The sequence below is a fragment of the Caballeronia sp. AZ1_KS37 genome, assembly GCF_023631165.1.
In the GTDB taxonomy this organism is placed as follows: Bacteria; Pseudomonadota; Gammaproteobacteria; order Burkholderiales; family Burkholderiaceae; genus Caballeronia; species Caballeronia zhejiangensis.
In genome coordinates, this window is the sequence record NZ_JALQDP010000031.1 from 78,669 (window position 1) to 104,389 (window position 25,721).

Annotated in this window: 20 protein-coding genes and 1 tRNA gene; 9 read left to right on the forward strand and 12 right to left on the reverse strand. The window is 64.7% G+C overall.

Going from position 1 to position 25,721, the window contains the following annotated elements:
• Positions 1-28 precede the first annotated feature (28 nt).
• Together NCS00_RS19110 and NCS00_RS19115 are read right to left on the reverse strand one after the other, a co-directional pair.
• Positions 29-1,030 carry a sulfate ABC transporter substrate-binding protein gene (locus NCS00_RS19110; protein WP_175979533.1) on the reverse strand — a complete coding sequence of 334 codons (1,002 nt, stop codon included), beginning with the start codon at positions 1,028-1,030 and terminating at the stop codon, positions 29-31.
• A gap of 95 nt (positions 1,031-1,125) precedes the next feature.
• Positions 1,126-1,725 carry an RBBP9/YdeN family alpha/beta hydrolase gene (locus NCS00_RS19115; protein ID WP_008352843.1) on the reverse strand — a complete coding sequence of 200 codons (600 nt, stop codon included), beginning with the start codon at positions 1,723-1,725 and terminating at the stop codon, positions 1,126-1,128.
• Between the two features lie 159 nt (positions 1,726-1,884).
• Here NCS00_RS19115 and NCS00_RS19120 point away from each other — a divergent pair, with 159 nt between their 5' ends.
• From NCS00_RS19120 to NCS00_RS19150, 7 genes are all read left to right on the forward strand, one after another.
• Entirely contained in the window at positions 1,885-2,691 is an 807-nt protein-coding gene (locus tag NCS00_RS19120) for a GntR family transcriptional regulator (protein WP_250436068.1), read from the forward strand.
• A gap of 68 nt (positions 2,692-2,759) precedes the next feature.
• Complete coding sequence (locus tag NCS00_RS19125; RefSeq protein ID WP_250436069.1) at positions 2,760-4,496, forward strand: fumarate reductase/succinate dehydrogenase flavoprotein subunit; 1,737 nt, start codon at positions 2,760-2,762, stop codon at positions 4,494-4,496.
• A gap of 10 nt (positions 4,497-4,506) precedes the next feature.
• On the forward strand, positions 4,507-4,752 hold the full coding sequence (locus NCS00_RS19130; RefSeq protein WP_008352838.1) for a 4Fe-4S dicluster domain-containing protein: 246 nt from the start codon (positions 4,507-4,509) through the stop codon (positions 4,750-4,752).
• Between the two features lie 17 nt (positions 4,753-4,769).
• Positions 4,770-6,176, forward strand: a complete 1,407-nt coding sequence (locus tag NCS00_RS19135) for an ABC transporter substrate-binding protein (RefSeq protein ID WP_250440734.1) — start codon at positions 4,770-4,772, stop codon at positions 6,174-6,176.
• A gap of 4 nt (positions 6,177-6,180) precedes the next feature.
• Complete coding sequence (locus NCS00_RS19140; RefSeq protein ID WP_250440735.1) at positions 6,181-6,999, forward strand: ABC transporter permease; 819 nt, start codon at positions 6,181-6,183, stop codon at positions 6,997-6,999.
• The gene (locus tag NCS00_RS19145; protein WP_250440736.1) at positions 6,996-7,826 is read left to right on the forward strand and encodes an ABC transporter ATP-binding protein; all 831 of its coding nucleotides are present in this window, start codon (positions 6,996-6,998) and stop codon (positions 7,824-7,826) included. The genes NCS00_RS19140 and NCS00_RS19145 overlap by 4 nt, the downstream gene beginning before the upstream one ends.
• Positions 7,823-8,824 (forward strand): HEAT repeat domain-containing protein, encoded by a 1,002-nt coding sequence (locus NCS00_RS19150; RefSeq protein ID WP_250440737.1) that lies wholly within the window; start codon positions 7,823-7,825, stop codon positions 8,822-8,824. Before NCS00_RS19145 ends, NCS00_RS19150 begins: the two co-directional genes overlap by 4 nt.
• Here NCS00_RS19150 and NCS00_RS19155 read toward each other — a convergent pair.
• The 10 genes from NCS00_RS19155 to fdnG form a co-directional block, all read right to left on the reverse strand.
• Complete coding sequence (locus tag NCS00_RS19155) at positions 8,790-10,586, reverse strand: RecQ family ATP-dependent DNA helicase (RefSeq protein ID WP_250440738.1); 1,797 nt, start codon at positions 10,584-10,586, stop codon at positions 8,790-8,792. The two genes, NCS00_RS19150 and NCS00_RS19155, sit on opposite strands and share 35 nt — an antisense overlap.
• Positions 10,587-10,656: 70 nt before the next feature.
• Positions 10,657-10,752 (reverse strand) — tRNA-Sec (locus tag NCS00_RS19160).
• Positions 10,753-10,819: 67 nt separating this feature from the next.
• Positions 10,820-11,437, reverse strand: coding sequence for a DedA family protein (locus NCS00_RS19165; RefSeq protein WP_008352832.1), 618 nt, complete (start codon positions 11,435-11,437; stop codon positions 10,820-10,822).
• A 22-nt stretch (positions 11,438-11,459) separates the two neighbouring features.
• Positions 11,460-13,463: a VTT domain-containing protein gene (locus NCS00_RS19170; protein ID WP_250440756.1), complete on the reverse strand. Its 2,004-nt coding sequence runs from the start codon at positions 13,461-13,463 to the stop codon at positions 11,460-11,462.
• Positions 13,464-13,490: 27 nt separating this feature from the next.
• Positions 13,491-15,398: a selenocysteine-specific translation elongation factor gene (selB, locus tag NCS00_RS19175; RefSeq protein ID WP_250440739.1), complete on the reverse strand. Its 1,908-nt coding sequence runs from the start codon at positions 15,396-15,398 to the stop codon at positions 13,491-13,493.
• Complete coding sequence (gene selA, locus NCS00_RS19180) at positions 15,395-16,840, reverse strand: L-seryl-tRNA(Sec) selenium transferase (protein ID WP_250440740.1); 1,446 nt, start codon at positions 16,838-16,840, stop codon at positions 15,395-15,397. The genes selB and selA overlap by 4 nt, the downstream gene beginning before the upstream one ends.
• Entirely contained in the window at positions 16,837-17,811 is a 975-nt protein-coding gene (gene fdhE / locus NCS00_RS19185) for a formate dehydrogenase accessory protein FdhE (RefSeq protein WP_175979542.1), read from the reverse strand. The genes selA and fdhE overlap by 4 nt, the downstream gene beginning before the upstream one ends.
• 103 nt (positions 17,812-17,914) lie before the next feature.
• Entirely contained in the window at positions 17,915-18,565 is a 651-nt protein-coding gene (locus NCS00_RS19190; RefSeq protein WP_008352824.1) for a formate dehydrogenase subunit gamma, read from the reverse strand.
• Positions 18,552-19,496, reverse strand: coding sequence for a formate dehydrogenase subunit beta (fdxH, locus tag NCS00_RS19195; RefSeq protein WP_008352823.1), 945 nt, complete (start codon positions 19,494-19,496; stop codon positions 18,552-18,554). The genes NCS00_RS19190 and fdxH overlap by 14 nt, the downstream gene beginning before the upstream one ends.
• A 10-nt stretch (positions 19,497-19,506) precedes the next feature.
• A complete protein-coding gene (gene fdnG / locus NCS00_RS19200; protein WP_250440741.1) occupies positions 19,507-22,575 on the reverse strand; it encodes a formate dehydrogenase-N subunit alpha in 3,069 nt (1,022 codons plus the stop codon).
• Between the two features lie 250 nt (positions 22,576-22,825).
• On the opposite strand from fdnG, the gene NCS00_RS19205 reads away from it, so the two are divergent.
• Positions 22,826-24,160, forward strand: coding sequence for a YihY/virulence factor BrkB family protein (locus NCS00_RS19205; protein WP_250440742.1), 1,335 nt, complete (start codon positions 22,826-22,828; stop codon positions 24,158-24,160).
• Positions 24,161-24,485: 325 nt separating this feature from the next.
• The gene (locus NCS00_RS19210) at positions 24,486-25,649 is read left to right on the forward strand and encodes a porin (RefSeq protein ID WP_008352819.1); all 1,164 of its coding nucleotides are present in this window, start codon (positions 24,486-24,488) and stop codon (positions 25,647-25,649) included.
• The last annotated feature ends 72 nt before the right edge of the window (positions 25,650-25,721 follow it).

The following is a 25,721-nucleotide window of genomic DNA, read 5'->3' on the forward strand; positions in this document are numbered from 1 at the left end:
GCGCACGCAGTTTCGAATACGAACGATGCTAGTTCTTGTCCGCCACGACCTGATCGAACGTGCCGCCATCGGCGAAATGCGTCTGCTGCGCCTTCTGCCAGCTTCCGAACATCTGCTCGACGGTGAAGGTTTTCAGCGGCTTGAACTCGCTCGCGTGTTTTGCAAGCACGTCGGCGTTGCGCGGACGCAGATGATGCTGCGCGATGATTTCCTGCGCGGCAGGCGTGAACAGAAAGTCGAGATACGCCTGCGCTTCCTTGCGCGTGCCGCGCTTGTCCACGACCTTGTCGACGATCGACACAGGCGGTTCCGCGAGCAGACTCACCGACGGATACACCGCCTCGAAGTCCTTCGCGCCCGGTCCCGCGCTCATCAGGCCGACTTCGTTTTCGAAGGTGACGAGCACATCGCCGATGCCGCGCTGCGTGAAGGTCGTCGTCGCGCCGCGCCCGCCCGTATCGAGCACGGGCACGTTCTTGAAGACGGCTTTCTCGAAGTCTTGCGCCTGCGCGTCGCTTGCGCCTTGCTGCTTCTTGAAGCCCCATGCCGCGAGATACGCATAGCGTCCGTTGCCCGATGTCTTCGGATTCGCAATCACCACTTGCACGCCGGGCCGCGCGAGATCGCTCCAGTCCTTGATGTTCTTCGGATTGCCCTTGTGGACGAGGAAAACCATCGTCGTCGTGTAGGGCGCGCTCGCGTCCGGCAGACGGCTGCGCCAGTTCGCGGGCACGAGCTGACCGCGCTCCGCGAGCAAGTCGATGTCGTTGGGTTGATTCATCGTGACGACATCGGCCTGCAAACCTTGCGTCACCGACAACGCCTGCGCGCTCGATGCGCCGTGCGACTGCCGCACCGATACCGTCGCGCCCGACTTCTTTTTGTAGTCCGCGACGAAGGCCGCGTCGATATCCTTGTACAGCTCGCGCGTCACGTCATACGAGACGTTGAGCAGCGTCGTGTCCGCATGCGCGAAGCTCGCCGCGATGCCGAGTGCAACCGTAACCATCAGCTTCTTGTGAACTGCCATTTTCTCTCCAGAGACAAGGGGTTTGTCTACCGCACAACAGACAAAGGCCGCCCGAGGGCGGCCATGCATACATTGAACGAATTCAGACAGCGGGGTCAACCATACGCGCGCTGTTCCTCCTCTTCGTATTCGGGCGACGCGCGGCGGGCGAGCGTTTCGACGAAATGCTTCGCGAGCGGCCACGGCCCAAATCCCGCCGATGTATTGATATGCCCCGCATCGCCGAGATTGACGAACGCGCTGTTCCAGCGCTGCGCGAGCGTGCGCGCGTCGTCGAGCGGCATCCACGGATCGGTCTCGCTGCCGACGACGAGCGACAGCGTATCGAGCCTGCGCGCGTTGAACGCGCCCGCGAAACGGAACTTCGCCGGGCTCGCGGGCGCGACGAACAGCACGCCCTTCACGTTCGGCAAGTATGCGTGACTGAGCGCATGTCCTGCCGCAAGACAGCCGAAGCTATGCGCCGCGATGACGACAGGACCGTCGATGCCCGCGAGGACGTCGAGGACGGCATCGCTCCAGATCGCGAGATTCGGCGTGCTCCAGTCGCGTTGCTCGACGCGCCGCGTGCCGGGCATCTCGCGTTCGAGCCAACTCTGCCAGTGCGCGTCCTCGCTGCCGTGCAAGCCGGGCACCGTGACGAGCGTGACCGCGTTTCCTGCGTTTCGTGCATCGGGCGCGTTACGATGATTCATCTTCGATCCTCGCTGGACTCGAACTGGACAGGTTCCATTCTCGTGCAGCGCGCAGCGGGCGCTAACCAATATTTCGTCATTTGTTTATGGCGATGCCGCCGGGGCGCGCCGCTATAATCGCAGCTCGAAGCGCCCGCCTTCCTTCCCCTTTCCGCTCTCATGCCGACCCGTCGCCCTTCCGTTTCGCTCGATTCGCACGTACCGCTCTACACGCAGATCAAGGACGTGCTGCGCTCCGGCATTCTCGATGGCCGCTATCCGCCGATGAGCCGCATGCCCTCGGAAAGCGAGCTGATGACGATGTTCGACGTGAGCCGCATCACGATCCGCCAGGCGCTCGGCGACCTGCAAAAGGAAGGGTTGATCTTCAAGGTCCACGGCAAGGGCTCGTTCGTATCGCAACCGAAGGCGTTTCAGAACGTGACGTCGCTGCAGGGTTTCGCCGAGGCGATGTCGGAGAGCGGACACGAGATCATCAATCGCGTCGTGCAGATGCGCGTCGTGGCCGCGCCGCCCGAAGTCGCCGCGCAACTCGCGCTTGCCGAAGGCAGCAGCGTCGCCGAGATTCATCGCGTGCGCCTGCTCAATCGCGCGCCCGTTTCGTACGAAGTGACGTTCCTGCCCGAAGCCATCGGCAAACGCCTGAAGCGCGCGGAGCTCGCCACGCGCGATATCTTCCTGATGCTCGAAAACGACTGCGCCGTGCCGCTCGGTCACGCCGATCTGGCGATCGACGCCATCGCCGCCGCGCCCGACATCGCGGATGCGCTCGACGTGAAAAAAGGCGCACCGCTTCTGCGCATCGAGCGCCTCACGCACGATGCCGGCGGCAAGCCCATCGACTTCGAATACCTCTATTTCCGAGGCGATACGTTCCAGTATCGGCTGCGCATCGATCGCGAACGGACCTCGCCCGCCGCATCGCGCGTTATTCGAAGCAGGCACAAGCAAAGCAAAAACAATTGATTCCCTCGCGGTTCGCGCACTTCTAGAATCTGGTCCTGACTTGTCATAACAAGCGGCGAAAACAGATCATGCAGACCCACGAACTCGAATACGACATCGTCGTCGTTGGCGGCGGCACGGCTGGGCCGATGGCCGCCGTCAAGGCGAAACAGCGCGACCCGAATCTGCGCGTGCTGCTCATCGACAAGGCGCACGTGAAGCGCAGCGGCGCGATCTCGATGGGCATGGACGGCCTGAACAACGCGATCATTCCCGGCCACGCGACGCCCGAGCAGTACACGAAGGAAATCACCGTGGCCAACGACGGCATCGTCAATCAGGCCACGATTTATGCGTATGCGCGCCACAGCTTCACGACCATCGAGGAGCTCGATCGCTGGGGCGTGAAGTTCGAGAAGGACCATACCGGCGACTATGCCGTGCGCAAGGTGCATCACATGGGCGCGTATGTCTTGCCGATGCCCGAAGGTCACGACGTAAAGAAGGTGCTGTACCGGCAATTGAAGCGTGCGCGCGTGGAGATCACGAATCGCGTCGTCGCCACGCGTCTTTTGAATGGCCCGAATGGCGAGATCGCGGGCGTCATGGGCTTCGATTGCCGCACCGCCGACTTCTACGTGATCCGCGCGAAAGCGGTCATTCTCTGCTGCGGCGCGGCCGGCAGATTGGGCCTGCCCGCATCGGGCTATCTGATGGGCACGTACGAGAATCCGACGAACGCCGGCGACGGTTACGCGATGGCGTACCACGCAGGCGCGGAACTCGCCAATCTCGAATGCTTCCAGATCAATCCGCTCATCAAGGATTACAACGGCCCGGCATGCGCGTATGTGACGGGACCGCTCGGCGGTTATACGGCGAATGGCAAGGGCGAGCGCTTCATCGAATGCGATTACTGGAGCGGGCAAATGATGTGGGAGTTCTATCAGGAACTCCAGAGCGGCAACGGGCCGGTGTTTCTCAAGCTCGATCATCTCGCGGAAGAAACGATTCAAACGATCGAAACGATCCTGCACACCAACGAGCGGCCGAGCCGTGGGCGCTTTCATGCGCGGCGCGGTAACGACTATCGCTCGCGCATGATCGAGATGCACATCTCGGAGATCGGCCTGTGCAGCGGACACAGCGCATCGGGCGTATGGGTCGACGAGCACGCGCGCACTTCGGTGCAAGGGCTTTACGCGGCGGGCGACATGGCCGCCGTGCCGCACAACTACATGCTCGGCGCGTTCACTTACGGATGGTTCGCCGGTGAAGATGCCGCCGCGCATGTCGCCGGCCGCGCGCTGCCCGCGCTCGACGCATCGCAGATCGAACATGAGCGTGCCCGCATCTTTGCGCCGCTGTCGCGCGAACATGGCCTGCCGCCCGCGCAAGTCGAATACAAGCTGCGCCGCTTCGTGAACGACTATCTACAGCCGCCGAAAGTCACGCGTCGCATGGAGATCGGCCTGCAACGCTTCGCGGAGATTCGCGAGGACATCGAGCGTCTCGGCGCCGCCGATCCGCACGAGCTGATGCGCGCCGCTGAAGTCGCCGCGATCCTCGATTGCGCGGAAATGGCCGCGCGCGCGTCGCTGTATCGCACGGAGAGCCGCTGGGGCCTTTATCACCATCGCGTCGATTTTCCTGAGCGCAACGATGACGAATGGTTCTGCCACGCGCATCTGAAGAAGGACGCATCGGGACGCATGACGTCCTTCAAGAAACCCGTGGAACCGTACGTGGTTCCCGTCGACGAGTCCGAGCGCGGAGCGTATTCGCGTCTGCGCGTGGCTCGCACGTCGCAGCCCGTCGCTGCATAGGAGAGAGAACATGGCACTCGTGCCCCGCGAAGCGCGCCAGCGCTCGAGCCTTCCCGTGATGATCGACGAAGACAAGTGCATCGCCGACAAGGGTTGCACGGTCTGCATCGATGTCTGTCCGATGGACCTGCTCGCAATCGATCCCGACACCGGCAAAGCCTTCATGAAGTTCGACGAATGCTGGTACTGCATGCCCTGCGAACGCGATTGCCCGACCAATGCCGTGCATGTCGACATTCCCTATCTTCTTCGATGATGACGAGGACTCGCTTCATGAAACGAACGCTATCCATCGCGCTTGCAGTCGCCTTGTTCGCGGGCGCTGCGCATGCGGAAACGATCCGCGTCGCTATCGGCACGCAGGACACGACGATCAATACCGCGGCCGGCGGCGCATTGATCCGCGAACTGCATCTGCTCGAAAAGTACTTGCCGCACGATGGCAAATACAAGGACGCGCAATACGACGTTCAATGGAAGAACTTCACGAGCGGCGCGCCGATCACGAACGAGATGGTCGCGGGCAAGCTCGATTTCGGCTCGATGGCGGATTTCCCCGGCGTGCTGAACGGCGTCGCGAATCAGAAGGCCGGCAAGAGCAGCATCTTCATCAGCGTGTTGTCGGGCAGCGTGCGCGGCAGCGGCAACGGCATCGTCGTGCCGACGGATTCGCCCGCGCAGTCCATCGCCGATCTGAAGGGCAAGACGATCACCGTTCCGTTCGCATCGACCGCGCACGGCATGTTGCTGCGCGCGGTCGCGGCGCAAGGATGGGACCCGGAGCGCGATGTGAATATCGTCACGCAGGCGCCCGAAGTCGCCGGACCCGCATTGCAGACGCGCAAGATCGACGCGCACGCGGACTTCGTGCCCTTCGCGGAGCTGTTTCCGTATCGCGGTTTCGCGCGCAAGATCTACGACGGCTCGCAGGCGGGATCGCCTACGCTGCACGGCACGCTCGTCGAAAAGGACTATGCGCAGAAGTATCCGGAGATTGTCGTCGCGTACTTGCGTGCCGCGATCGAAGCGAATCGTCTGCTCACGGCGGAACCCGAGAAGTACAGCGAGCTGATTGCGAAGGTGACGGGCATCGAGCCTGAAGTCGACTATCTCTTTCACGGTCCGCTCGGCTTGCAGACGCGCGATCTCACATGGAAGCCCGAGTATCGCAAGGCCGTGCAGACATCGTTCGATACGCTCAAGCTGCTCAAGCGTGCCGACGGCGATCTGAACGCCAATAGCTTCATCGACGACAGTTACTTGCTCGCCGCATTCAAGGCCGAGCATCTCGACTACGAAGCGGCACTGAAGAACTATGCGCCGACGCCGCTCGTCGCGAACGATGCGCTGACGGGCAAGCCCATCGCAAAGACGGATCGCGTCGCGCAGATCTGGGTGCGCGGCGAGCCGAAGGTGCGCAGCTATGCGTCGCCGGAAGAAGCGGTGCGCGAGCTCGGCACGCTCGAACGCGATGGCAAACAGGTGCGCGCGTTCTATGCGCAGGATCGTGAGAGCGGCATCAAGCTGCTCGGCAATCAGGCATGGTTCGCGAAGACCGGCGACGGCCAGTTGAACGCGTTCCTGCTGAAGGATCGCGCCGAGGCCTGGGCGAACGCGCACGGCGGACAAGTGCTCGACTTCGCCGCCGCAAGGCGGCCGACCGCGCTCGCCAACCGATGAGGCCATGATGGCGACGCTCGCATACTCCGCTCCTTCGTTGCTGCGTTCACGCGGCGCGCGCGCCGGCGTGCAGTGGGCGTCGCTCGCGCTGTGCATCGCGTTATGGCATCTGGCGACGACGCATCGCTGGAACCTCGGCATCGTCACGTTCGAGAATGTGCCGACGCCCGCCGATACGCTCGCGGCCATCATCGATCTCGCGCATTCGCCCAAGCTCGTGGCCGATCTCGCGAGCAGCGTGAGACGCATCGCGGCGGGTTATGTCGCGGCGGCGGCGAGCGGCGTGGTGCTCGGAATCGCCATCGGCCGCTCGCAATGGTCGCGCCTCGCGTTGCTCACGCCGCTCGAAGTATTGCGGCCGATTCCCGCCGTCGCATGGATTCCGCTCGCGATCCTGATGTTTCCTTCCTCCGAAATGTCGATGATCTTCATCACCTTCACCGGCGCATTCTTTCCGATCCTGCTCGGCACGATACACGGCGTCGAAGGCGTGGAGCCACGGCTCGTGTCGTCGGCGCGCAGTCTCGGCGCGGGCAATCGCGTGATCCTGCGCGAAGTGATCCTGCCGGGCGCGGCGCCCGCGATCGTCACCGGCCTTGCCATCGGCATGGGCACGTCGTGGTTCTGCCTCGTCACCGCCGAGATGATCTCGGGGCAATACGGCATCGGCTATTACACATGGCAGTCGTACACGGTGCAGCGTTATCCCGATGTCGTCGTCGGCATGTTGCTGATCGGCCTGCTCGGCATGGGCAGCAGCGCGCTCGTGCGCATCGCGGGCACGCGGCTCACGCCGTGGCTCGCCGCAGGGAGGATTCGATGAGCGCGGGCCGCATCCAACTCGAAGCGCTCGGCATTGCGTTGGGCGACGGCGCGAGCGCATTCACCGCCGTGCGCGATGTGAACGCGGTCATCGAGCCGGGCGAATTCGTCTGCATACTCGGGCCGTCGGGCTGCGGCAAGTCGACCTTGCTTGCCGCGCTCGCGGGACATGTCGCGCCGAACGCGGGCCGCGCGACGCTCGATGGCAAGCTCATCGAAGGACCGCATCCCGAGCGCGGCATGGTGTTTCAGCAACACACGCTGCTGCCGTGGCGCAAGACGCTCGATAACGTCGCGTTCGGACTGAAGATGCGCGGCGTGAAGAAACGCGAGCGGCATCTGCGCGCGCGGGCGTTGCTCGATCGCGTCGGGCTGGGCGCGTTCGCGGAGCGCTATCCCGCGCAGCTTTCGGGCGGCATGCAGCAACGCGCGGAGATCGGGCGCGCGATGCTCAACGAGCCGCGCGTGCTGCTGATGGACGAACCCTTCGGCGCGCTCGATGCACAGACGCGCGCATCGATGCAGGCGCTTCTGCTCGATGTATGGAGCGAGCGCCGTCCGACGGTCGTGTTCGTCACGCACGACATCGACGAAGCGCTCTTTCTCGCTGATCGCGTTCTCGTGATGAGCCATAGCCCGGGCACGGTGCTCGAAGAACTGCGCGTGCCGTTTGCGCGTCCGCGTGAACGCGAGCTCGTCACGGAAGCCGGATTCGTCGCGTTGAAGCGTCGTTGTCTCGCGTTGCTTCGTTATCCGCTTGCGAGTCCGATGGCCGCATCGAACGACGCGCCCGCGCGCATCGACATATCACACTCCGTTCTCTCATGACGCACACCAATCCACTTTTCGATACCGTCACCGACGCCGCCCTCGCCGCGCGCTTCAACGATGCCGATGCCGCCGTGCGCCGTCTCGCCGTGCTCGAAGCCGCCGACCTCGAAGACGAAGCCTGGCTGCCCCTGCTCGCCGATGCCCTGCGCCACGACACGGATGCCGACGTGCGTCGCACCGCGGCGCAACGTCTCGGCGCGTGGGAAACGGACGAAGCAGTCGATGCGTTATGCGCCGCGCTCGACGACGCCGATACCGATACGCGCGAAGCCGCCGCCGACAGTCTCGCTGCGTTGAAAGATCCCGTCGCGGGCGAACGCCTGCTGCCGCATTTCGCCGATGCCGATACCGATGCCGACGCGTTCAAGCGCGCGGCCCTTTTGCGCGCGTTGCGCGAATTGCGCTTGCCGAGCGCGGCCGGACCTGCGCTTGCGGCGCTAGCGAATGCGTCGCCGTTCGTGAGGCGCGAGGCCATCGGCGTGCTGGGCTGGCTGCGTCATGTGGATGCGCTGCCGCAGTTGAAGCACATCGCGTGCACCGATGCTTCGACGGAAGTGCGTCACGCTGCCGTCGGCGCATTGGGCTTCGCCACCGACGACGGCGTGATCGAAACGTTGATCCACGCGCTCTCCGATCGAGCGTGGCGCGTGCGTGAGGAAGCCGCCGCGACGCTCGGCAAGCTGCGTCTCGTCGCCGCGCGCAATGCATTGGAAAACGCCCTCTCCGACGACTATTGGCAAGTCACGTTGCAGGCGACACGCGCGCTCGGACGTTTGCGCGATGTCGCAAGCACGCATGCCGTGTCGGAACTGCTGACGTTTCCGATCAGCAACGTGCGCAAGGAGGCCGCGCTTTCACTGGGCGAACTCGGCGATACGCATGCGCTCGCCGTGCTCGAAGCCGCACTCGACGACGGCGATCCGGAAGTGCGCAAGGCCGCGCGCATCGCGATTGCGCAGATCAGCGAGCGGCACGCTTCACATAGCGCGCGATGAAGGTGCGCGTCTCGTCATCGGGAAAGCGCACGGCGACGCGCTCGCCGCTGATCATTTCGACAATGCCTTCGCCATAACGACGCACTTTCACGCGCTCGCCCGGCGCGAACGCCTTCGTCTTGCGATCGGCTTGCTCTTCTTTCGCGCGCATCTGTTCGCGCACTTCGCGCGGGCTCTCGATCACCTCCGGCGGATGCACGCAGTTATCGCACACGCCGCAGTGGCCGCCGTCGAGTTCGTCGTCGGGCGCGCGGTAATGCACATCGCTCGCGCGCAGCGGCGCGGACGTGCGCGCGTCGTTCATGTCGTCGGCGAAGTAGTCGAGCAGCATGCGCCAGCGGCACTGCGCGCTCTGCGCATACGCGATCATGCGCTCGAGCACCGCGCGATCGCGTTCGCTGCGCGCCGCGTATTCCTGCGACGCCCCTTCGAGCTTCGCGATGGCCGCATCGTCGTCGACGAGCTTCATGCCGCCGCGCCGCGTGCGACGCGTCACGCCGAGATCGTTGAGCAGCGCCGCCGCCACGCGCAGCTTGTTCGCGCCGATGTTCGGCAACGCTTCGCGCAGACGCGCAAGCGGCTTGTCGAGCGTGCGGGCGGCATCGTCGCTCGCGAGTTCGCGCACTTTCTCCGCGACGCGCGCAATCATCTCCGCGCTCGGATATCGGCCGCTCATGAAGAACTGCTGCACCTGCTTGTCCTTCATTTCGAACAACAGCGTGCAACGCGCGGTCTCGCCGTCGCGGCCGGCGCGCCCCGCTTCCTGATAGTACGCATCGAGACTGCCGGGCATCTGCGCGTGAATGACGAAGCGGATGTCGGGCTTGTCGATGCCCATGCCGAACGCATTGGTCGCGACCATCACGCGCGCGCGGTTCTCCATGAACGCGTCCTGCGATGACGAGCGCGCGCCCGACGACAGCTTGCCGTGATAGCGCTCGGCCTCGACACCCGCATCGACGAGCGCGGCATGCAGCGCCTCGCATTCCGCGACCGTCGCGCAATAGACGATGCCGCTCCCCGCTTCGCCCGTCGCGATCTCGATCGCGCGCCGGCGCCGGTCATCCGGGTTCGTGAGTTGTTCGACGCTGAAATGCAGGTTGTCGCGAAAGACGCCCGTATGGATGACGTTCGCGCGCTTCATCTCCAGTTCGCGCACGATATCGACGATGACGGCGGGCGTCGCCGTCGCGGTGAGCGCGAGCACGGTCGGACGGCCGAGCGTCTTGATCGCGTGGATCAGTTCGACATATGCCGGCCGGAAATCGTGGCCCCATTGCGAGATGCAATGCGCCTCGTCGATGACGGCAAGCGCGATCGGCGGCATGTCCTTCGCGGTGAGTTCGGCGGTGAATTCGGCATCGACGAGACGCTCGGGCGTGACGAAGAGCATGCGGATTTCGTGTCGCGCGATGGCCTGCATCGCGTCGCGCTGTTCACTCGCGGAGAGCGTGCTGTTGAGCATGGCGGTCGCAATGCCCGCTTCGACCAGCTTCGTGAGCTGATCGCGCATCAGCGAAATCAGCGGCGACACGATGACCGTCATGCCATCGAATTGCAGCGCGGGCAATTGATAGCACAGCGACTTGCCCGCGCCGGTGGGCATGACGGCGAGCGTGTCGTTGCCGTCGAGCACGCTGCGAATCACGTCTTCTTGTCCGGGACGCAAGTTCGGAAAGCCGAAGACTTTGCGCAGCGCGGTTTCGAGTTCGCGATCGAGCGGCTTGCGCGATTGCGTGTGGATGTCGGCTCTGTCGTTCATTCGAAGGTAACGCGGATCGTGGATGCGCAATGGCATCCGCAATTGGCGTTCCTTGCGAGACAGGCTTGCTTGGCGGAAGGCAGCCGGAGTCGAACCGACCTGGGAATGTCTGACATCCCCAACCGGGTTTGAAGCCCGGCCGCACCACCGGATACGGATGCCTTCCTTTGAAAACCACGGCGCTGCACGTCCGATCGAATTTCGACCGGGCGTCCGATTATAACGGCGCGTTCTCAGCCGTTGCCATCGCGCGAGCGCGGCTGTCGCCGCCGCATCAGCCGATAAACGCAATAGACGAGCGCCGCCGCGACGAGCACATCCACCACCGTCGCGCCATGCGATTCCAGTTCGAGCACGGCGACGTGCAGTTGCCGCTCGAAAAGCGCGCCGCCCAATACCCAGAACGACGCCCACGCGGCTATTCCAGCCGTATCCCAGAAGAAGAACGCGAGCGCGGCGATGTGCGTCGTGCCCATCAGCGGCGGCGTGACGAGACCGAGACCCGGCACGAACTTCGATACCGCGACGATCGGCGCGCCATGACGCTCGAACAGTTCGCCGGTCGTACGCATCCCGCTGTCGACCGCATACGATCTGCGCGAGAGCGCCGCGACGAGCCGACGTCCGTAGATGCGCCCCGCCGAGAACCACACGCTGTCGCCGAGCAACGCGCCGCACAGCGCCGCGAACAGCACATGCGCGAAAGAGAGGCGTCCGCTCGCCACGGCCGAGCCCGCGAACACGAGCAAAGGCGCGGACGGCAGCGGCACGCCGAGGCGCGTCAGCAGAACGTTCGCGAAGACGGCAGCGCCGCCCCATTGCACGATCGCCGACGGAGGAATCTGGATCAACCGGCACCTCTCGATCGCAACATCATTCGGACCTCGACTCGACGAGCATCACCGGCACGTTGCCGCACCCCGCGCTGCTCGCAATTTCGATACCGCGCCAGGGCGTGCCCTCGCCATGATCGAAGGCCATCGGATCGACGCGCCGGTCCGGGCGCAGCACGTTGAACGGCCACGACGGACGGCGCAGGCGCTCGTGCACGACCGAGCCGAGCCAGATCGGCGCGGGCGGCGCGCCTGCGTCCAGGCGCACTTCGTAATGCGTGGGCCAGAAGCGCAGCACGTCGCGCTCGTCGGCGCCGCGCACGGAACGCGCGAACACGAGCTTCGACGGCTCGCCGTTGTTCAGGCGCGGCAACGCGGGCAACGCGATGGCGGGCGCATTCGGCAACACCACCGACATCACGCTCTTCAGGCTCACGTGCGACACCTCCGTCCAGCCGCGCGATGCCAGTTGCGCGCGAATCTGCTCGGGCGTCGCCGCCCATTGCACGGTGATCGGCTCGCGACGATCGCCCTCCATGCTCGCTCGATAACAGGAAAACGTGCGCCATACCGAATCGGTCCACTGAATCGGCGTAATGACGACGGTCGATGGCACGACGCTGTGCGCCTCCGTTTCATCGCTCGTTTGCAGCGCGACGCTCGCGCAGATCACGGCAAGCACGGCGACCGGCATCAGCGGCCGCGGCGGCGGCTTGCCGGGATTGCGCCATACCGCCGTGAGCGCGATCAGGAAGACCCAGACGGCGGCGAGCGCCGCGCTGCCGAGCGCATCGGAGATGGTGAAGCGGCCAAAGTACAGCCCCGCCAGACCGACCGCCGTCACGATGGCCGAGGTCGCCGTCGCGATGAACACGCCCGTCAGGATGCCCACGCGCCGCAGCAGCAGGAACGCGAGAAAGCCGTAGATCACGACCGTCGCCGCGACGTCGCTGTTCGGAAAGCGATGCTCCGACGGCGCGAACGAAACGAGCGCCGGCTCGTGCGCGGTGAAGCGGATCGCCGCGACGAGCAATTGCGAAAACGCCACGGCCACGACCCAGTACGTGACCGTGCGCCAACGCCGTTCGAAGCTCATCCACACGATGACCGTCGCGCCGAGCGCGAGCAGCGTCTGCGTGCTGCCGAGCGTCGCGGCGACATCGAGGATCGAATCGGTCCAGGTCGACTGGAACGATTGCAGCAGCCGGTAAATCGACACATCGACCTGAACGATCGACGCGCCGCGCGCCACGTTCGCGAGCACCGAGAAAAAGAGGATCGCGGACGCGAGCAGCAGCACCGAGATCATGACGATGAGGCCCGTCGCCGGATTGCCCGGATCGAGCGCGCGCGAGACGAGCCGCGCGGGCAGGCCGTTGCCCTTCCGCGCCCAGGAGAGCAGCGCGTCGCGCGACGCGATGGTCCAGCGCATCGCGTGCGAAACGATCACGCGCGCGAGATTGAACACGATCCACGCTAGCGCCGCGACGAGAATCAGAATCACGACGAGCCGGATCGACACCGCGCCCGCCAGTTCGATCGACGCGCCGAACACGACGCCCGGCAGGATATGCGTCGGCGCCCAGATGAGCGCGCTCAGTATGTTGACGACGAGAAAGCGCGCCGGCGTCATGCCGGTCACGCCCGCGACGACCGGCACGACCGCGCGCATCGGCGCGACGAAGCGCGCGAGCACGACGCTCTTCGCGCCGTGCTTGTCGAAATACTTCTTGCCGGCGACGAGCGCGCCCGGATGCGAGCGGAACGGCCACATCTGCGCGATGCGGTCCGCGTAGTGCTGGCCGAACCAGAAACTCGCGGCGTCTCCGGCAATGGCGCCCGCGATCGCGCAGACGAATACCCAGCCGAGATTCAGCGCGCCCGCGCCGACGAGCGCGCCCGCGATGAACATGGCCGTGCTGCCCGGCACGAACGTACCGATGAACGCGACCGATTCGAGAAACGACGCGAGCAGCACGACCGCGAGCGCCCACTCGGGGTGGCTCGACATGACATGCAGCAGCCTGAAGTAGAGATGCTCCATCGTGATGGAAGGACGAGCGCGCAATCGTCAGACGGACTCGTGCCAGCGGCTATCGGCGCGCAAGAGGTGCAGGTCGCGGTGGAATCGAGTGTACCCAACCCGGTCGAAGAACTCCAAAATCTGTATCGCGCGCTTGCGGCCGAGCGCGCTCGCATCGCGGAAAGCGGCCGCACCGACCGCGCCGCCCTGCGTTTGCGCCGATTGCGCGACGAGTTGCGCCAGCGCGCCGATCGACGCGCGGCAATAAAACAGATCGCGCACCACCTGATACACGTCGCCGCGGCGCGCGAGCTTCCTGAGCAGCCTGCGCATCTCGTCCTCGCCGACGCCCTGCGCCTTCGCCAGATCACGCACCCAGGGCGGATCGAAACGCCCTTCTTCGAGCGATGCGAGCACCGCGCGAGCGAGCGCTTCCTCGTTGTCGTCGAGCGTCACCGCATGCGACGGCAGATGCAGCCACGGCCCGCTCTTCGCGATCGCGCAGATCGTCACCGCATCGTCGACGAGCGCGCGCCACAGCGCGTCCGGCGCGAGCGGCGCGGCCATGCGGCGCAGACGCGCGGCGTCGGGGCCTTGCTCGTCGGGAAAGCGTTCGTGGAAAGCGGCTAGCGCATCGAGCAGGCGCGCCTTGAGCGCATCCCAGTGACGCGACGCGATGTAGAGCATGTCATCGTACGTGGGCACGGCGCGCACGCCTTCGGGCGACAGGCCGCGCCCGTACAAATGCTCGACAAGCGAGCGCGGCAAGCCATACGGCGCTTCGTCGAAAAGCGCATCGGCGCGACCGGTATCCAGCATCGCGACGAGCGCATCGAGCCACGCGCGGCGCGCCGGCGTGCGGCGCTTGCGCGCGGGCGCGAACGGATCGAGCACGCGCCCGCCGCCGACCGTCCGGTTCGCCTGCGCGTTGCGCACGATGAAGCGATCGCCGGGCAGCGCGCAAACGGGTTGATCGAAGACGAGCTGCACGCGCGCCGTGTTTCCCCCAGCGAGCGTATCCGCTTCGAGCAGCGCCACATGCGCGACGCGATGCGTCGTGCCGAGATGCACATGCAGGGGCGCCCAATGTGTGAGCGTGAGTTGCGCATCGCCGAGCAAGCTCAGTTCGACATCGAGCCGTTCGGATGCCCGCGCGAGCCGCGCATCCACGATCCAGTCGCCGCGTGCGAGCGCATCCTTGTCGATGCCCGCGAGATTGAGCGCGCAGCGCTCGCCCGCACGGCCCGTCTCTGCGGCGCGATTCTGCGCGTGAATGCTCCGCGCGCGCACGGGCTCGCCGCCGGATTCGCGCGGCGCGAGCGCCAGCATGTCGCCGACGTTCACGCGGCCCGCGAACACCGTGCCCGTCGCGATCGTGCCCTGCCCCGTCAGCGTGAACACGCGATCGACCGCGAGCCGGAAAAAGCCATCGTCGCGGCGCGTGCGCCAGTGCGCGGCGGCATCGTGAAGATACGCTCGCAACGAAGCGACGCCCGCGTCATCGTCTTGAGTCGCATCGGTGTCGAACAAGGGCGCACCGTGCAACGGGCCGCGCGCGAGCAACGCCGCGATTTCGGCATGCACGTCGCGCACGCGCGATGCCTCCACGCGATCGCACTTCGTCACCGCGACCGCGCCGCGCGTCACGCCGAGCAGTTCGAGGATCGCGAGATGTTCGCGCGTTTGCGGCATCACGCCGTCGTCGGCGGCGATCACGAGCAAGGCGAAGTCGATGCCGCACGCGCCCGCCGCCATCGTGTGCACGAGTTTCTCGTGTCCGGGCACGTCGATGAAGCCGAGCACGCCGCCGTCGTCCAAAGGCACGTACGCGTAGCCGAGTTCGATCGAGATGCCGCGCGCCTTCTCTTCCTTCAGCCGGTCGGTGTCCACGCCCGAGAGCGCGCGCACGAGCGTCGTCTTGCCATGATCGATATGCCCCGCCGTGCCGACGATCATTCGCGTGCGTCCTCGCCTGCATCCAACTGCGCGATGAACGCGGCTTCATCGGTTTCTTCGAGACAGCGCAGATCGAGACGCAGCGCGCCATCCGCGATGCGCCCGATGACCGGACGCGGCAACTCGCGCAGCCGCTTCTCGATGCGATTGAGTTGCCCGCCCGCGCGTTTGCCGCTCGCGAGGCGCACCGCGAGGCCGTAGCTCGGCAGCACGTCGACGGGCAATGCGCCGCTGCCGATCTGGCTGAACATCGGTTCGGCGCTGACAGTGAAGGCATCGCCGATCATGCGCTGCAACGCAGGTTCGATGCGTTCGGCGGCGAGGCGCATTGCGTCGGCGGGACGCGTGAGCAGACGCAATGTCGTGAGACGCTCGGCCAGCGTTTCAGGCGCGCGATAGAGACGCAGCACGGCTTCGAGCGCCGCGAGCGTGAGCTTGCCGACGCGCAATGCGCGCTTGAGCGGATGCTTCTTGATCTTCGCGATGAGATCCGCGCGCCCGACGATCAGGCCCGCTTGCGGCCCGCCCAACAGCTTGTCGCCGCTGAACGTGACGAGATCCGCGCCTGCCGCGACCGTCTCGCGCACGGTCGCTTCGCGCGGCAAGCCCCATTGCGCGAGATCGACCAGCGTGCCGCTGCCGAGATCGACCGCGACCGGCAAGTTCCGCGCTTTCGCGAGCGGCGCGAGTTCGGCGAGCGTGACTTCCTTCGTGAAGCCGCTCACGGCGTAGTTGCTGCAATGCACCTTCATCAGGAGCGCGGTCTTCGCGTTGATCGCTTCGTCGTAGTCTTTCAGATGCGTGCGATTCGTCGTCCCGACTTCGCGCAGCTTCGCGCCCGCACGATTCATGATGTCGGGAATGCGGAACGCGCCGCCGATCTCGACGAGTTCGCCGCGCGACACGATCACTTCCTTGCGCGATGCGAGCGCGGAAAGCGTCAGCAGCACAGCGGCCGCGTTGTTGTTGACGACGGTCGCGGCTTCGGCGCCCGTCAGCTCGCAGATGAGGCCGTTGATGAGATCGTCGCGATCGCCGCGCGCGCCGGTGTCGAGATCGAACTCGAGATTCGCCGGACGCGTGAGCACTTCGGCGACCGCGCGCACCGCTTCGTCGGGCAGCAGCGCGCGGCCGAGATTCGTATGCAGCACCGTGCCCGTCAGGTTGAAGACGCTGCGCACGTTGCTGCGCGCGCGTTTCGCGAGCCGCGCGTCGACGGCGAGCGCGAGTTGCGCATCGCTCAGTGCATCGACGGACGCGCGGCCCGCTTGCGCATCGGCGCGCCATGCATCGAGCGTCGCGCGCAATGCGGCGAGCGCCTGCGTGCGGCCGTACGTGGCGATCACCGCCTCGAACTCCGCCGATGCCAGCACGCGCTCGACCGATGGCACGCGAGCCATCAATGCGCGCAGCTCGCCGCCGTCGCCTGTGACATCGCTCATCGATCGCCTTCCTGTTGTTCGGGCCAGAGCCACGGATGCGGCGCCGCGCGCCGAAAACCCGCATCGCCCATCAGGAGATCGAGCGTGAGGCTCGCGAGATCGTCGGCGTAAGGTTCGAAGTCGTAAGCCTTCTCCTGATAGCCGATCTTGCGATACGTGCCGCATTCGTCGCACGATTCCGCCTTGAGCGGCGCGCTTGTCGCCTTCGCCGTTTTTTCTTCCTCGGGTTCGTCGCCCGTACCCATCACGTGATACGCGATGCCTTTGGTCGAATCGCAGTTCGTGCATTTCGCGCGGACTACGTGAAGCTCCGTCGCGCACAGTCCGCATTGCACGTAGCGATAACCTTCATACGCGCCGCCCACGCGCACGATGCTCGCGACCGGCACCGAGCCGCAGACGGGACATACGCCGGGCGTGTCGAGATACGGCACGTCCCGCATGTCGATGCGGCTGGCGAGATCGGTCCACACGACTTGCAGCGCGGCCGCGATGAGGGGCGCCGCGGCCGGATCGATTTCGGCGAAGCGCAGCGCGAGGATCGCGTCGGCTTGGGCGTCGAGCGCGGCGGCGTCGAGCGCGCGCAGACGGGCGACGAGTTGCGCGAGCGCGGGCGTTAGCGCGCCGGCGGCTTCGATGCCGTCGAGCAGCATGAAGAGTACGTCGCGCCAGGCGGGATCGCGGTCATCCGTGAGCGCGGGAACGATCGGCATCGAATGACGCTGATTCAGTTCGATGGACTCGCGCGAGGGCATCGGCGCATTGAAATGCGCGAGCACGCGCTGCTGGGCGTCGGCGAGCGCGGCCATCAGGCGCAGATAACCGGAGATGGGATTGCTTGCGTCGGCGAGTTGCCGAAGACGTGCGGCGCGCGTGGCGAATATCGTCGCGCGCTCCGGCATGCGCAAACGCGGAATGGCCGACGGATCGAGCGATTCGATTCGCGAGGCTTCGACTATGCGTTGGACCACGGAAGGTTTCCTCGCGGGGTGAACGGTCGACCGAGCATATCAGCAAAACGGATATGAAATGGACCGCACCCCGCACGTATTGGCCCAACGTCGCGCCGGATTTCTACTTCCCGATCATCTCCCTGAACCACCGCGGATGATGCTTGCGCGCCCATCCATACGTGACAGTGCCGCGCGTCATCGCGCCGATCGAACCCTTCACCCAAAGCGCCGCATAGATATGCACGATGATCGACACGATCAGCACGAACGCCGTCGCCGCGTGCACGACGGATGCAAGACGAATCACGGTAATCGGGAAATAGAACGCGAAGTATCTGCGCCAGATCACGATGCCGCTCACGAGCAGCAACACGAGACTCGCCACCATCACGAAGAACAACAGCTTTTGCCCGGCGTTGTACTTGCCGATCTCAGGCAGGCGATCCTCGCGATTGGTGAGCACGTCGTTCATCTGCTTCATCCACTGGACGTCGTTCTTGTCCAGATAGTTGTGATGCCAGAAGCGCAGCGCAAGGATCATGAAGGAGATGAACATCACGCAGCCGACGAACGGATGCAGGATGCGCGTCCATTGCCCGCCGCCGAACACGGCATAGAGCCATGCCATCGACGGATGAAACATCGCGAGTCCGGACAGCGCGAGCAGCACGAAGGTGATCGCGGTGATCCAGTGATTCGTGCGCTCGTTCGGCGTGTAGCGCACGATCAGCCGATGGCCCTTCACGTCACGCAGTTCGCTATCGTGTTTCATCTGTACGCTCCTGTCCGCCTTCACGCCGACGCTGCACTTCTTCCGCTTCGCGATGCGCTTCGAGTTCGTCTTCCTCGCTGACTTCGTTCGGCCCGACGCGCGTGTAATGGAAGAAGCCCGCAAACGCCGCCAACGCGATGCCGATCATCGCGAGCGGCTTCGTCACGCCCTTCCATATCGACACGAGCGGACTGATGTGCGGATCCTTCGCGAGCCCGTGATACAGCTCCGGCTGATCCGCGTGATGCAGCACGTACATCACATGCGTGCCACCCACGCCCGCCGGATCGTAGAGGCCCGCGTTAGCAAAGCCGCGCTCCTTCAGATCCTCGACGCGATCGGCCGCCTGCTGCTGCATGTCGACCTTGGTGCCGAACATGATCGCGCCGGTCGGGCACGTCTTCACGCACGCGGGCTCCTGCCCGACCGCGACGCGATCCGAACATAGCGTGCACTTGTACACGCGATGATCTTCCTTCGAAAGCCGCGGAATATTGAACGGGCAGCCGGTAATGCAATAGCCGCAGCCGATGCAGTTCTCCTCGTGAAAATCCACGATGCCGTTCGTGTACTGAATGATCGCGCCCGGCGAAGGACACGCCTTCAGGCAACCCGGATCCTCGCAATGCATGCAGCCGTCCTTGCGGATCAGCCATTCGAGGTCGCCCTTCGGATTTTCGTATTCGGTGAAGCGCATCACCGTCCACGAATGCTCCGTCAGGTCGCGCGGATTGTCGTAGATGCCGGTCGTGTGACCGATATCGTCGCGCAGGTCGTTCCACTCCATGCACGCCGTCTGACACGCCTTGCAGCCGATGCACTTCGACACGTCGATGAGCTTCGCCACCGTGCCCGTCACCGGCTCGCGTATTTGCGTCTGCGGCACGGTCGTCGCGGAGAGACGCTTGATATCGAGCGATTGCAGAGCCATCTCGTCCTCCCTATGCCTTCTCGACCTTCACGAGGAACGACTTGAACTCGGGTGTCTGCGAGTTCCCGTCGCCCACGGAAGGCGTGAGCGTGTTGACGAGATAGCCCGGCTGCGTGAGGCCCTTGAAGCCCCAGTGCAGCGGCAGGCCGACGGTGTGCACCTTCTTGCCCTCCACAGTCAGTGGTTTGATGCGCTTCGTGACGAGCGCCACCGCGACGACATGCCCGCGATTGCTCGACACCTTCACGCGATCCCCCGCGACGACGCCGACTTCCTTCGCATGCTCCTCGCCGATCTCCACGAACTGCTGCGGCTGCACGATCGCGTTGAGCCGCGCGTGCTTGGTCCAGTAGTGGAAGTGCTCGGTGAGGCGATACGTGGTCGCGGTGTCCGGGAACTTGTCGGCGGTGCCGAACGCGGCGCGATCGTCGGGGAAGACGCGCGCGGCCGGATTGCTCGTCACCGCCTTGTTGTCGGGGAAGAACGGGTTACGGCCGAGCGGCGTCTCGAACGGCTCATAGTGCGCGGGGAACGGGCCTTCGTTCATGCCGTCGCGTGCGAAGAATCGCGCCACGCCCTCCGGATTCATGATGAACGGACTCATGCCCTTGTCCGGCGGTTCGTCGACCTTGAAGTCGGGGACATCCGGACCGCCCCACGCGCGCCCGTTCCACGCGACGAGCTTTCTCGACGGATCGAACGGCTTGCCGTTCACATCGCACGATGCGCGGTTGTACAGCACACGCCGATTCGCCGGCCACGCCCACGCCCAGCCGAGCGTCTGCCCGATGCCCGTCGGATCGGAGTTGTCGCGCCGGCCCATCTGGTTGCCCGCCTGCGTCCACGATCCACAGAAGATCCAGCATCCGCTCGCGGTCGAGCCGTCGTCGCGCAGTTGCGCGAAGCTCGCCAGTTGTTCGCCGCGTTTGGCGAGGACCTTCGTCTGATCGGTCGGATCGGTGACGTCGGCGAGCGCGCGGCCGTTGAACTCCATCGCGATTTCCTCCGGCGTCGGGCTTTCCGGGTCCGCGTACGGCCACGTCATCTTCAGGATCGGATCGGGATATTTGCCGCCCTTCTCCTGATACGCCTTGCGCATGCGCAGCCACAATCCCGACATGATCTCGAGATCGCTTCGCGCTTCGCCCGGCGGCGTCGTGCCCTGCCAGTGCCATTGCAATACGCGCGACGAACTGACGAGCGAGCCGCGCTCTTCGGCGAAGCAACTCGTCGGCAGACGGAACACTTCGGTCTGAATCTTCGACGAATCGACATCGTTGAATTCGCCGTGATTCTTCCAAAACTCCGACGTCTCGGTCGCGAGCGGATCCATGATGACGAGCCATTTCAGCTTCGACAGGCCGAGCCCGATCTTCGCCTTGTTCGGCGCCGCCGCAAGCGGATTGAAGCCCTGGCAGATGTAGCCGTTCATCTTGCCCTGCGCCATCAGCTCGAAGACCTGCAGCATGTCGTAGGACTTGTCGAGCTTCGGCAGCATGTCATAGCCGAAGTTGTTGTCGGCCGTCGCGTTATCGCCCCACCACGACTTCATGAAGCTCACGTAAAACGCCCGATAGTTCTTCCAGTAGCTCAGTTGATTCGGCCGCAGCGGCTGCGACGCGCGCTTCTTGATGTAGTCCTCGTATTCCTGCTCGCCTTCCATCGGCAAGGTCATGTAGCCGGGCAGCAGATTCGACATCAGGCCGAGATCGGTCAGGCCTTGAATGTTCGAGTGCCCGCGCAGCGCATTCATGCCGCCGCCCGCGATGCCGATATTGCCGAGCAGAAGCTGCACCATCGCGCCCGTGCGAATCATCTGCGCGCCGACCGAGTGATGCGTCCAGCCGAGCGCATAGAGAATCGTGCCGGCGCGATTCGGCGCCGCGGTCGTCGCGAGCATCTCGCAGACCTTGAGGAACTTGTCGGTCGGCGTGCCGCAAACCTTCGTCACCATTTCCGGCGTGTAGGCGGCGTAGTGCTGCTTCAACAGGTTGTAGACGCAGCGCGGATGTTGCAAGGTCGGATCGGTCTTCACATAGCCGTCGTCGCCGCGCTCGTAATCCCAGCTCGTCTTGTCGTACTTGCGATGTTCCGCGTCATAGCCCGAGAACACGCCGTCCTTGAACGCGAAGTCCTCGCGCACGATGAACGACATGTCCGTGTAGTTCTTCACGTACTCGTGCTGGATCTTGTCGTTCGTGAGCAGATAGTTGATGACGCCGCCGAGGAACGCGATGTCCGTGCCGGTGCGAATCGGCGCGTAGAAATCCGCGACCGATGCCGTGCGCGTGAAGCGCGGGTCCACGACGATGAGACGCGCGCGCCGATGCGCCTTCGCCTCCGTCACCCACTTGAAGCCGCACGGATGCGCCTCGGCTGCATTGCCGCCCATCACGAGAATCAGGTCCGTGTTCTTGATGTCGACCCAATGGTTCGTCATCGCTCCACGGCCAAACGTCGGGGCAAGACCTGCCACCGTCGGGCCATGTCAGACACGCGCCTGATTATCGAATGCGAGCATTCCCCAACTGCGCACCGTCTTGTGCGTCAGATAGCCAACTTCGTTGCTTCCCGCCGACGCCGCCAGAAAGCCCGAAGTCAGCCATCGATTGACCGTCTTGCCGTCGGGCGTCTTCTCGACGAAATTCGCATCGCGATCTTCCTTCAACAACTCGGCGATGCGATCGAGCGCCTCTTCCCACGAGATGCGTTTCCACTCGTTCGACCCCGGCGCGCGATGCTCGGGATACGTCAGCCGGCTCGGGCTATGTATGAAGTCGATGAGCGATGCGCCTTTCGGGCAGAGCGTGCCGCGATTGACCGGATGATCCGGATCGCCTTCGATGTGGATGATGCTCGATTTTGCGTTCTTGGCGTTGTCGCCGAGACCGTACATGAGGATGCCGCACCCGACTGAACAGTACGGACAGGTGTTGCGCGTTTCCGTGGTGCGCGACAGTTTGTATTGCCGGACTTCGGCGAGCGCGGGAGCCGGAGAGAAGCCCATTGCCGCCAGGCTCGAACCGGCGAGCGTGCTCGCAGAGACCTTGAGGAACTGTCGCCGTGACATTTGGAGCATGATTGCCCTCGGCGCGTCGTAATGTGGGTTACTGGGTTACTAAAGTATATGGTGCCCGATTACATCCCGCAGACAGGTTGACACGGTATTTGCACCAATCACAGGTCTTGCGCGCGTTGCATGCAACGAATACTTCATACGCAACCTTGTCGCTTTAGCAAGCGCCGCGCCTGGCCACGCATGTTCTGGAATGGAACGTGCTCGACGGGGTGAAACATTCGCGCTCCATTCATCGAACCGAGAGGTCGCCATGAGTTCCGTCTCAACCCAGAAGATCGAAGCGGTCGTGAAGAAAGACGCTTCGTGGGCGCTCGGCGCGCTGAAGCAGTTCTCGGAAGACCGCTGCGCCGCGATGGCCGCGAGCATCGCGTTCTACTCGGCGTTCTCGCTCGCGCCGACGCTCGTCATGGTGATCGCCGTCGCGGGCTGGATCTTCGGACCGGAGGCGGCGCGCGGGCAACTTTTTCATCAAGTGAACGGACTCATCGGCGATCAGGCCGCGGCGGGCGTGCAGAGCATCGTCGAGAACGCGCATCGCAGCAGCGGGACCGGCATCGCCGCGATCATCTCGTTCGTGCTGCTCGCGGTCGGTGCATCGGCGACGTTTTCATCGCTCAACACGGCGCTCAACATCGTCTGGCCGATGAGCGGCGAGCAGCGCTCCAGCATCATGACGCTGGTGCGCGTGCGGCTCGTGTCGTTCGGGCTCGTGCTCGGCGTCGCGTTTCTGCTGATCGTCTCGCTCGTGCTCGATACCGCGATTCAGGCGGTCGGCATGTGGCTGTGGGCAAATTCGCCGTTCGTGATCGTCGGCGACGTCGTGCAGCTCGTGGTCGGGCTCGCGATTCTCACCGCCGCGTTCGGCGCATTGATGAAGTTCCTCCCCGATGCGCCCGTGCTATGGCGCGATGCGCTCGTCGGCGGGCTCGTCTCCGCGCTGCTTTTCTCGGCGGGCAAGAAGCTGTTCGCCTTGTATCTGACCCACGCGGGCACCGCGAGCGCGTTCGGCGCGGCGGGTTCGCTCGCCGTTCTGCTGATGTGGCTGTACTTCTCCGCCGCCGTGCTCCTGCTGGGCGCGGAATTTTCGGCGGCGCGCGCGCGAATGCACGATCCGCGCGGCGCATGGGGACAGCAGAACAATGGCCGCGTGCCGCCGGGCAGCCGCGCGAAGATTGGCTCGCTGCTCGCGGCCTCGACGCGCACGGCTGTACCGGTCGCGGGCGCCGCATCCGCCGCCGCGCCGCTCACGCCGGCAAGCGCTCCTGACGATGCCCCCGCCACCGCGATCGCGCGCCGCGCGATCGGCGCCCGCGCACAACACGCGCAACAACTGACGGGACAGGCGCGCAAGAAGGTATCCGCCGTCGCGCGGGCGCTGGCGTTGTCGCGCAAGCTCGCGCGCGCCGAATCGACGGCCACGCGCGCCACCGCGCTCGCGATGGTCGGCGCTGGCCGCAAGGCATCGCATGCCAATGCTGCGGTGCGGCGGCATCCGTGGCGCGCGGTGCTCGTGGCGGCAGGCGCGGGAATGGCGCTCGCATTGCTTTCGCGTCGCGATGCCGCGCGTGAAAACGACCGAGGCTGAGGCGCTTGCGCGCTATGTCGCGCGGCTGTCCGTCGAATCCGAAAGATCGTGCGCCGGGAAAGCGATTTGTTATTTGAAAAGCAAGTAATCGAATATCGGCGTCCGGAAAATCCGATTCAAATGTCCGATTGCGCGCGGAACTTTTCCGCGATAGCCCTGTCTCCCAAAATTCCCCTTGCGACTGCCTGAGAACCTTGACAGGCGGGCTTCACGCCCAAGTGTGTGTTTTTCGAGACAGTCAATATTTTTTCGTTTCTGAAGTTACGAAACGTTGCGTTATTCTCTGCGCCGGCAACAACGATTAATCATTCGCGTGGAGAATTCGATGAAACGAATCGCACTGACGTCCCTCTCGCTGGCGCTGCTCGGCGCAGCAGGCGCGGCGCAAGCACAAACGAGCGTGACGCTCTATGGCGTGATCGATACCGGTCTCGCATATGTGAGCCACGCCAACGAAAACGGCGACCATCTGTTCGGCATGGTCAACGGCACGCTGTCCGGCCCGCGTTGGGGCTTGAAGGGTCAGGAAGACCTCGGTGGCGGCCTCAAGGCAATCTTCCAGTTGGAAAGCGGCTTCGATCCGGGCACGGGTCAGTCGAACCAGGGTGGTCGTCTGTTCGGCCGTCAAGCGTTCGTCGGTTTGAGCGGCAACCAGTGGGGTACGGTCACGTTGGGTCGTCAGTATGACCCGTCGGTCGACATGGTTCAGGGCCTCACGGCCGACAACTACTGGGGCGCTGCCTTCGCAACGCCGGGCGACGTCGACAACTACGACAACAGCCTGCGCGTGAGCAACGCCGTCAAGTACGTGTCGCCGGTGTTCTCCGGCTTCCAGTTCGAAGGCATCTACGGCTTCAGCAACCTCGCGGGCGCTACCGGCCAGGGCCAGACCTGGGGTGCCGCTGCAACGTACGGCAACGGTCCGTTCTCGTTGGCCGCCAGCTACCTGTACGTGAACAACCCGACGGCTGGCCGCACGACCGGCACCACCGGCTGGAACAGCCCGTCGTCGGATTCGCTGTTCAACACGGTGATCAACGTCGGCTACCAGACGGCCCACGCAGTCGCCATCGCGCGCGGCGCAGGCCAGTACGTGTTCGGTCCGTTCACGGCCGGCGCTTCGTACAGCTTCGCTCAGTACAAGAACGACGGCAGCTCGACGTTCACGGAACAAGAGAAGTTCAACGTCGCCAACGCGTACCTGAACTTCCAGCTGACGCCGGCAACGCTGCTCGGCCTGGGCTACACGTACACGCACGGCAGCGGCGACACGTCGGCGAACTACCACCAGGTTTCGATCGGCGCGGACTACTCGCTGTCGAAGCGCACGGACGTCTACGCTGTCGGCGCGTATCAGCACGCAAGCGGCACGCAGCGCAACGCGGACGGCTCGACGCAAGAAGCGCAAGCTTCGATCAGCGACTTCGGTTTCGCAAGCGGCCGCAGCCACCAGGAACTGGTGCTCATCGGCCTGCGCCACAAGTTCTAAGAACAACCGACTGGCGTGGCACGCGAGTGCCGCGCCGGAAGGACAGCAGCATCCTCGAACAGCCATCGGTTT

What these genes read in the sequence shown, in the direction of transcription:
- fdxH (WP_008352823.1), bottom strand. Translation starts at nt 19,496, where the DNA reads ATGGCTCTGCAATCGCTCGATATCAAGCGTCTCTCCGCGACGACCGTG.
- selA (WP_250440740.1), bottom strand. Translation starts at nt 16,840, where the DNA reads ATGAGCGATGTCACAGGCGACGGCGGCGAGCTGCGCGCATTGATGGCT.
- NCS00_RS19125 (WP_250436069.1), top strand. Translation starts at nt 2,760, where the DNA reads ATGCAGACCCACGAACTCGAATACGACATCGTCGTCGTTGGCGGCGGC.
- NCS00_RS19170 (WP_250440756.1), bottom strand. Translation starts at nt 13,463, where the DNA reads ATGGAGCATCTCTACTTCAGGCTGCTGCATGTCATGTCGAGCCACCCC.
- NCS00_RS19115 (WP_008352843.1), bottom strand. Translation starts at nt 1,725, where the DNA reads ATGAATCATCGTAACGCGCCCGATGCACGAAACGCAGGAAACGCGGTC.
- NCS00_RS19135 (WP_250440734.1), top strand. Translation starts at nt 4,770, where the DNA reads ATGAAACGAACGCTATCCATCGCGCTTGCAGTCGCCTTGTTCGCGGGC.
- selB (WP_250440739.1), bottom strand. Translation starts at nt 15,398, where the DNA reads ATGATCGTCGGCACGGCGGGGCATATCGATCATGGCAAGACGACGCTC.
- NCS00_RS19145 (WP_250440736.1), top strand. Translation starts at nt 6,996, where the DNA reads ATGAGCGCGGGCCGCATCCAACTCGAAGCGCTCGGCATTGCGTTGGGC.
- NCS00_RS19155 (WP_250440738.1), bottom strand. Translation starts at nt 10,586, where the DNA reads ATGAACGACAGAGCCGACATCCACACGCAATCGCGCAAGCCGCTCGAT.
- NCS00_RS19140 (WP_250440735.1), top strand. Translation starts at nt 6,181, where the DNA reads ATGATGGCGACGCTCGCATACTCCGCTCCTTCGTTGCTGCGTTCACGC.
- NCS00_RS19205 (WP_250440742.1), top strand. Translation starts at nt 22,826, where the DNA reads ATGAGTTCCGTCTCAACCCAGAAGATCGAAGCGGTCGTGAAGAAAGAC.
- NCS00_RS19190 (WP_008352824.1), bottom strand. Translation starts at nt 18,565, where the DNA reads ATGAAACACGATAGCGAACTGCGTGACGTGAAGGGCCATCGGCTGATC.
- NCS00_RS19150 (WP_250440737.1), top strand. Translation starts at nt 7,823, where the DNA reads ATGACGCACACCAATCCACTTTTCGATACCGTCACCGACGCCGCCCTC.
- NCS00_RS19210 (WP_008352819.1), top strand. Translation starts at nt 24,486, where the DNA reads ATGAAACGAATCGCACTGACGTCCCTCTCGCTGGCGCTGCTCGGCGCA.
- NCS00_RS19110 (WP_175979533.1), bottom strand. Translation starts at nt 1,030, where the DNA reads ATGGCAGTTCACAAGAAGCTGATGGTTACGGTTGCACTCGGCATCGCG.
- NCS00_RS19120 (WP_250436068.1), top strand. Translation starts at nt 1,885, where the DNA reads ATGCCGACCCGTCGCCCTTCCGTTTCGCTCGATTCGCACGTACCGCTC.
- NCS00_RS19130 (WP_008352838.1), top strand. Translation starts at nt 4,507, where the DNA reads ATGGCACTCGTGCCCCGCGAAGCGCGCCAGCGCTCGAGCCTTCCCGTG.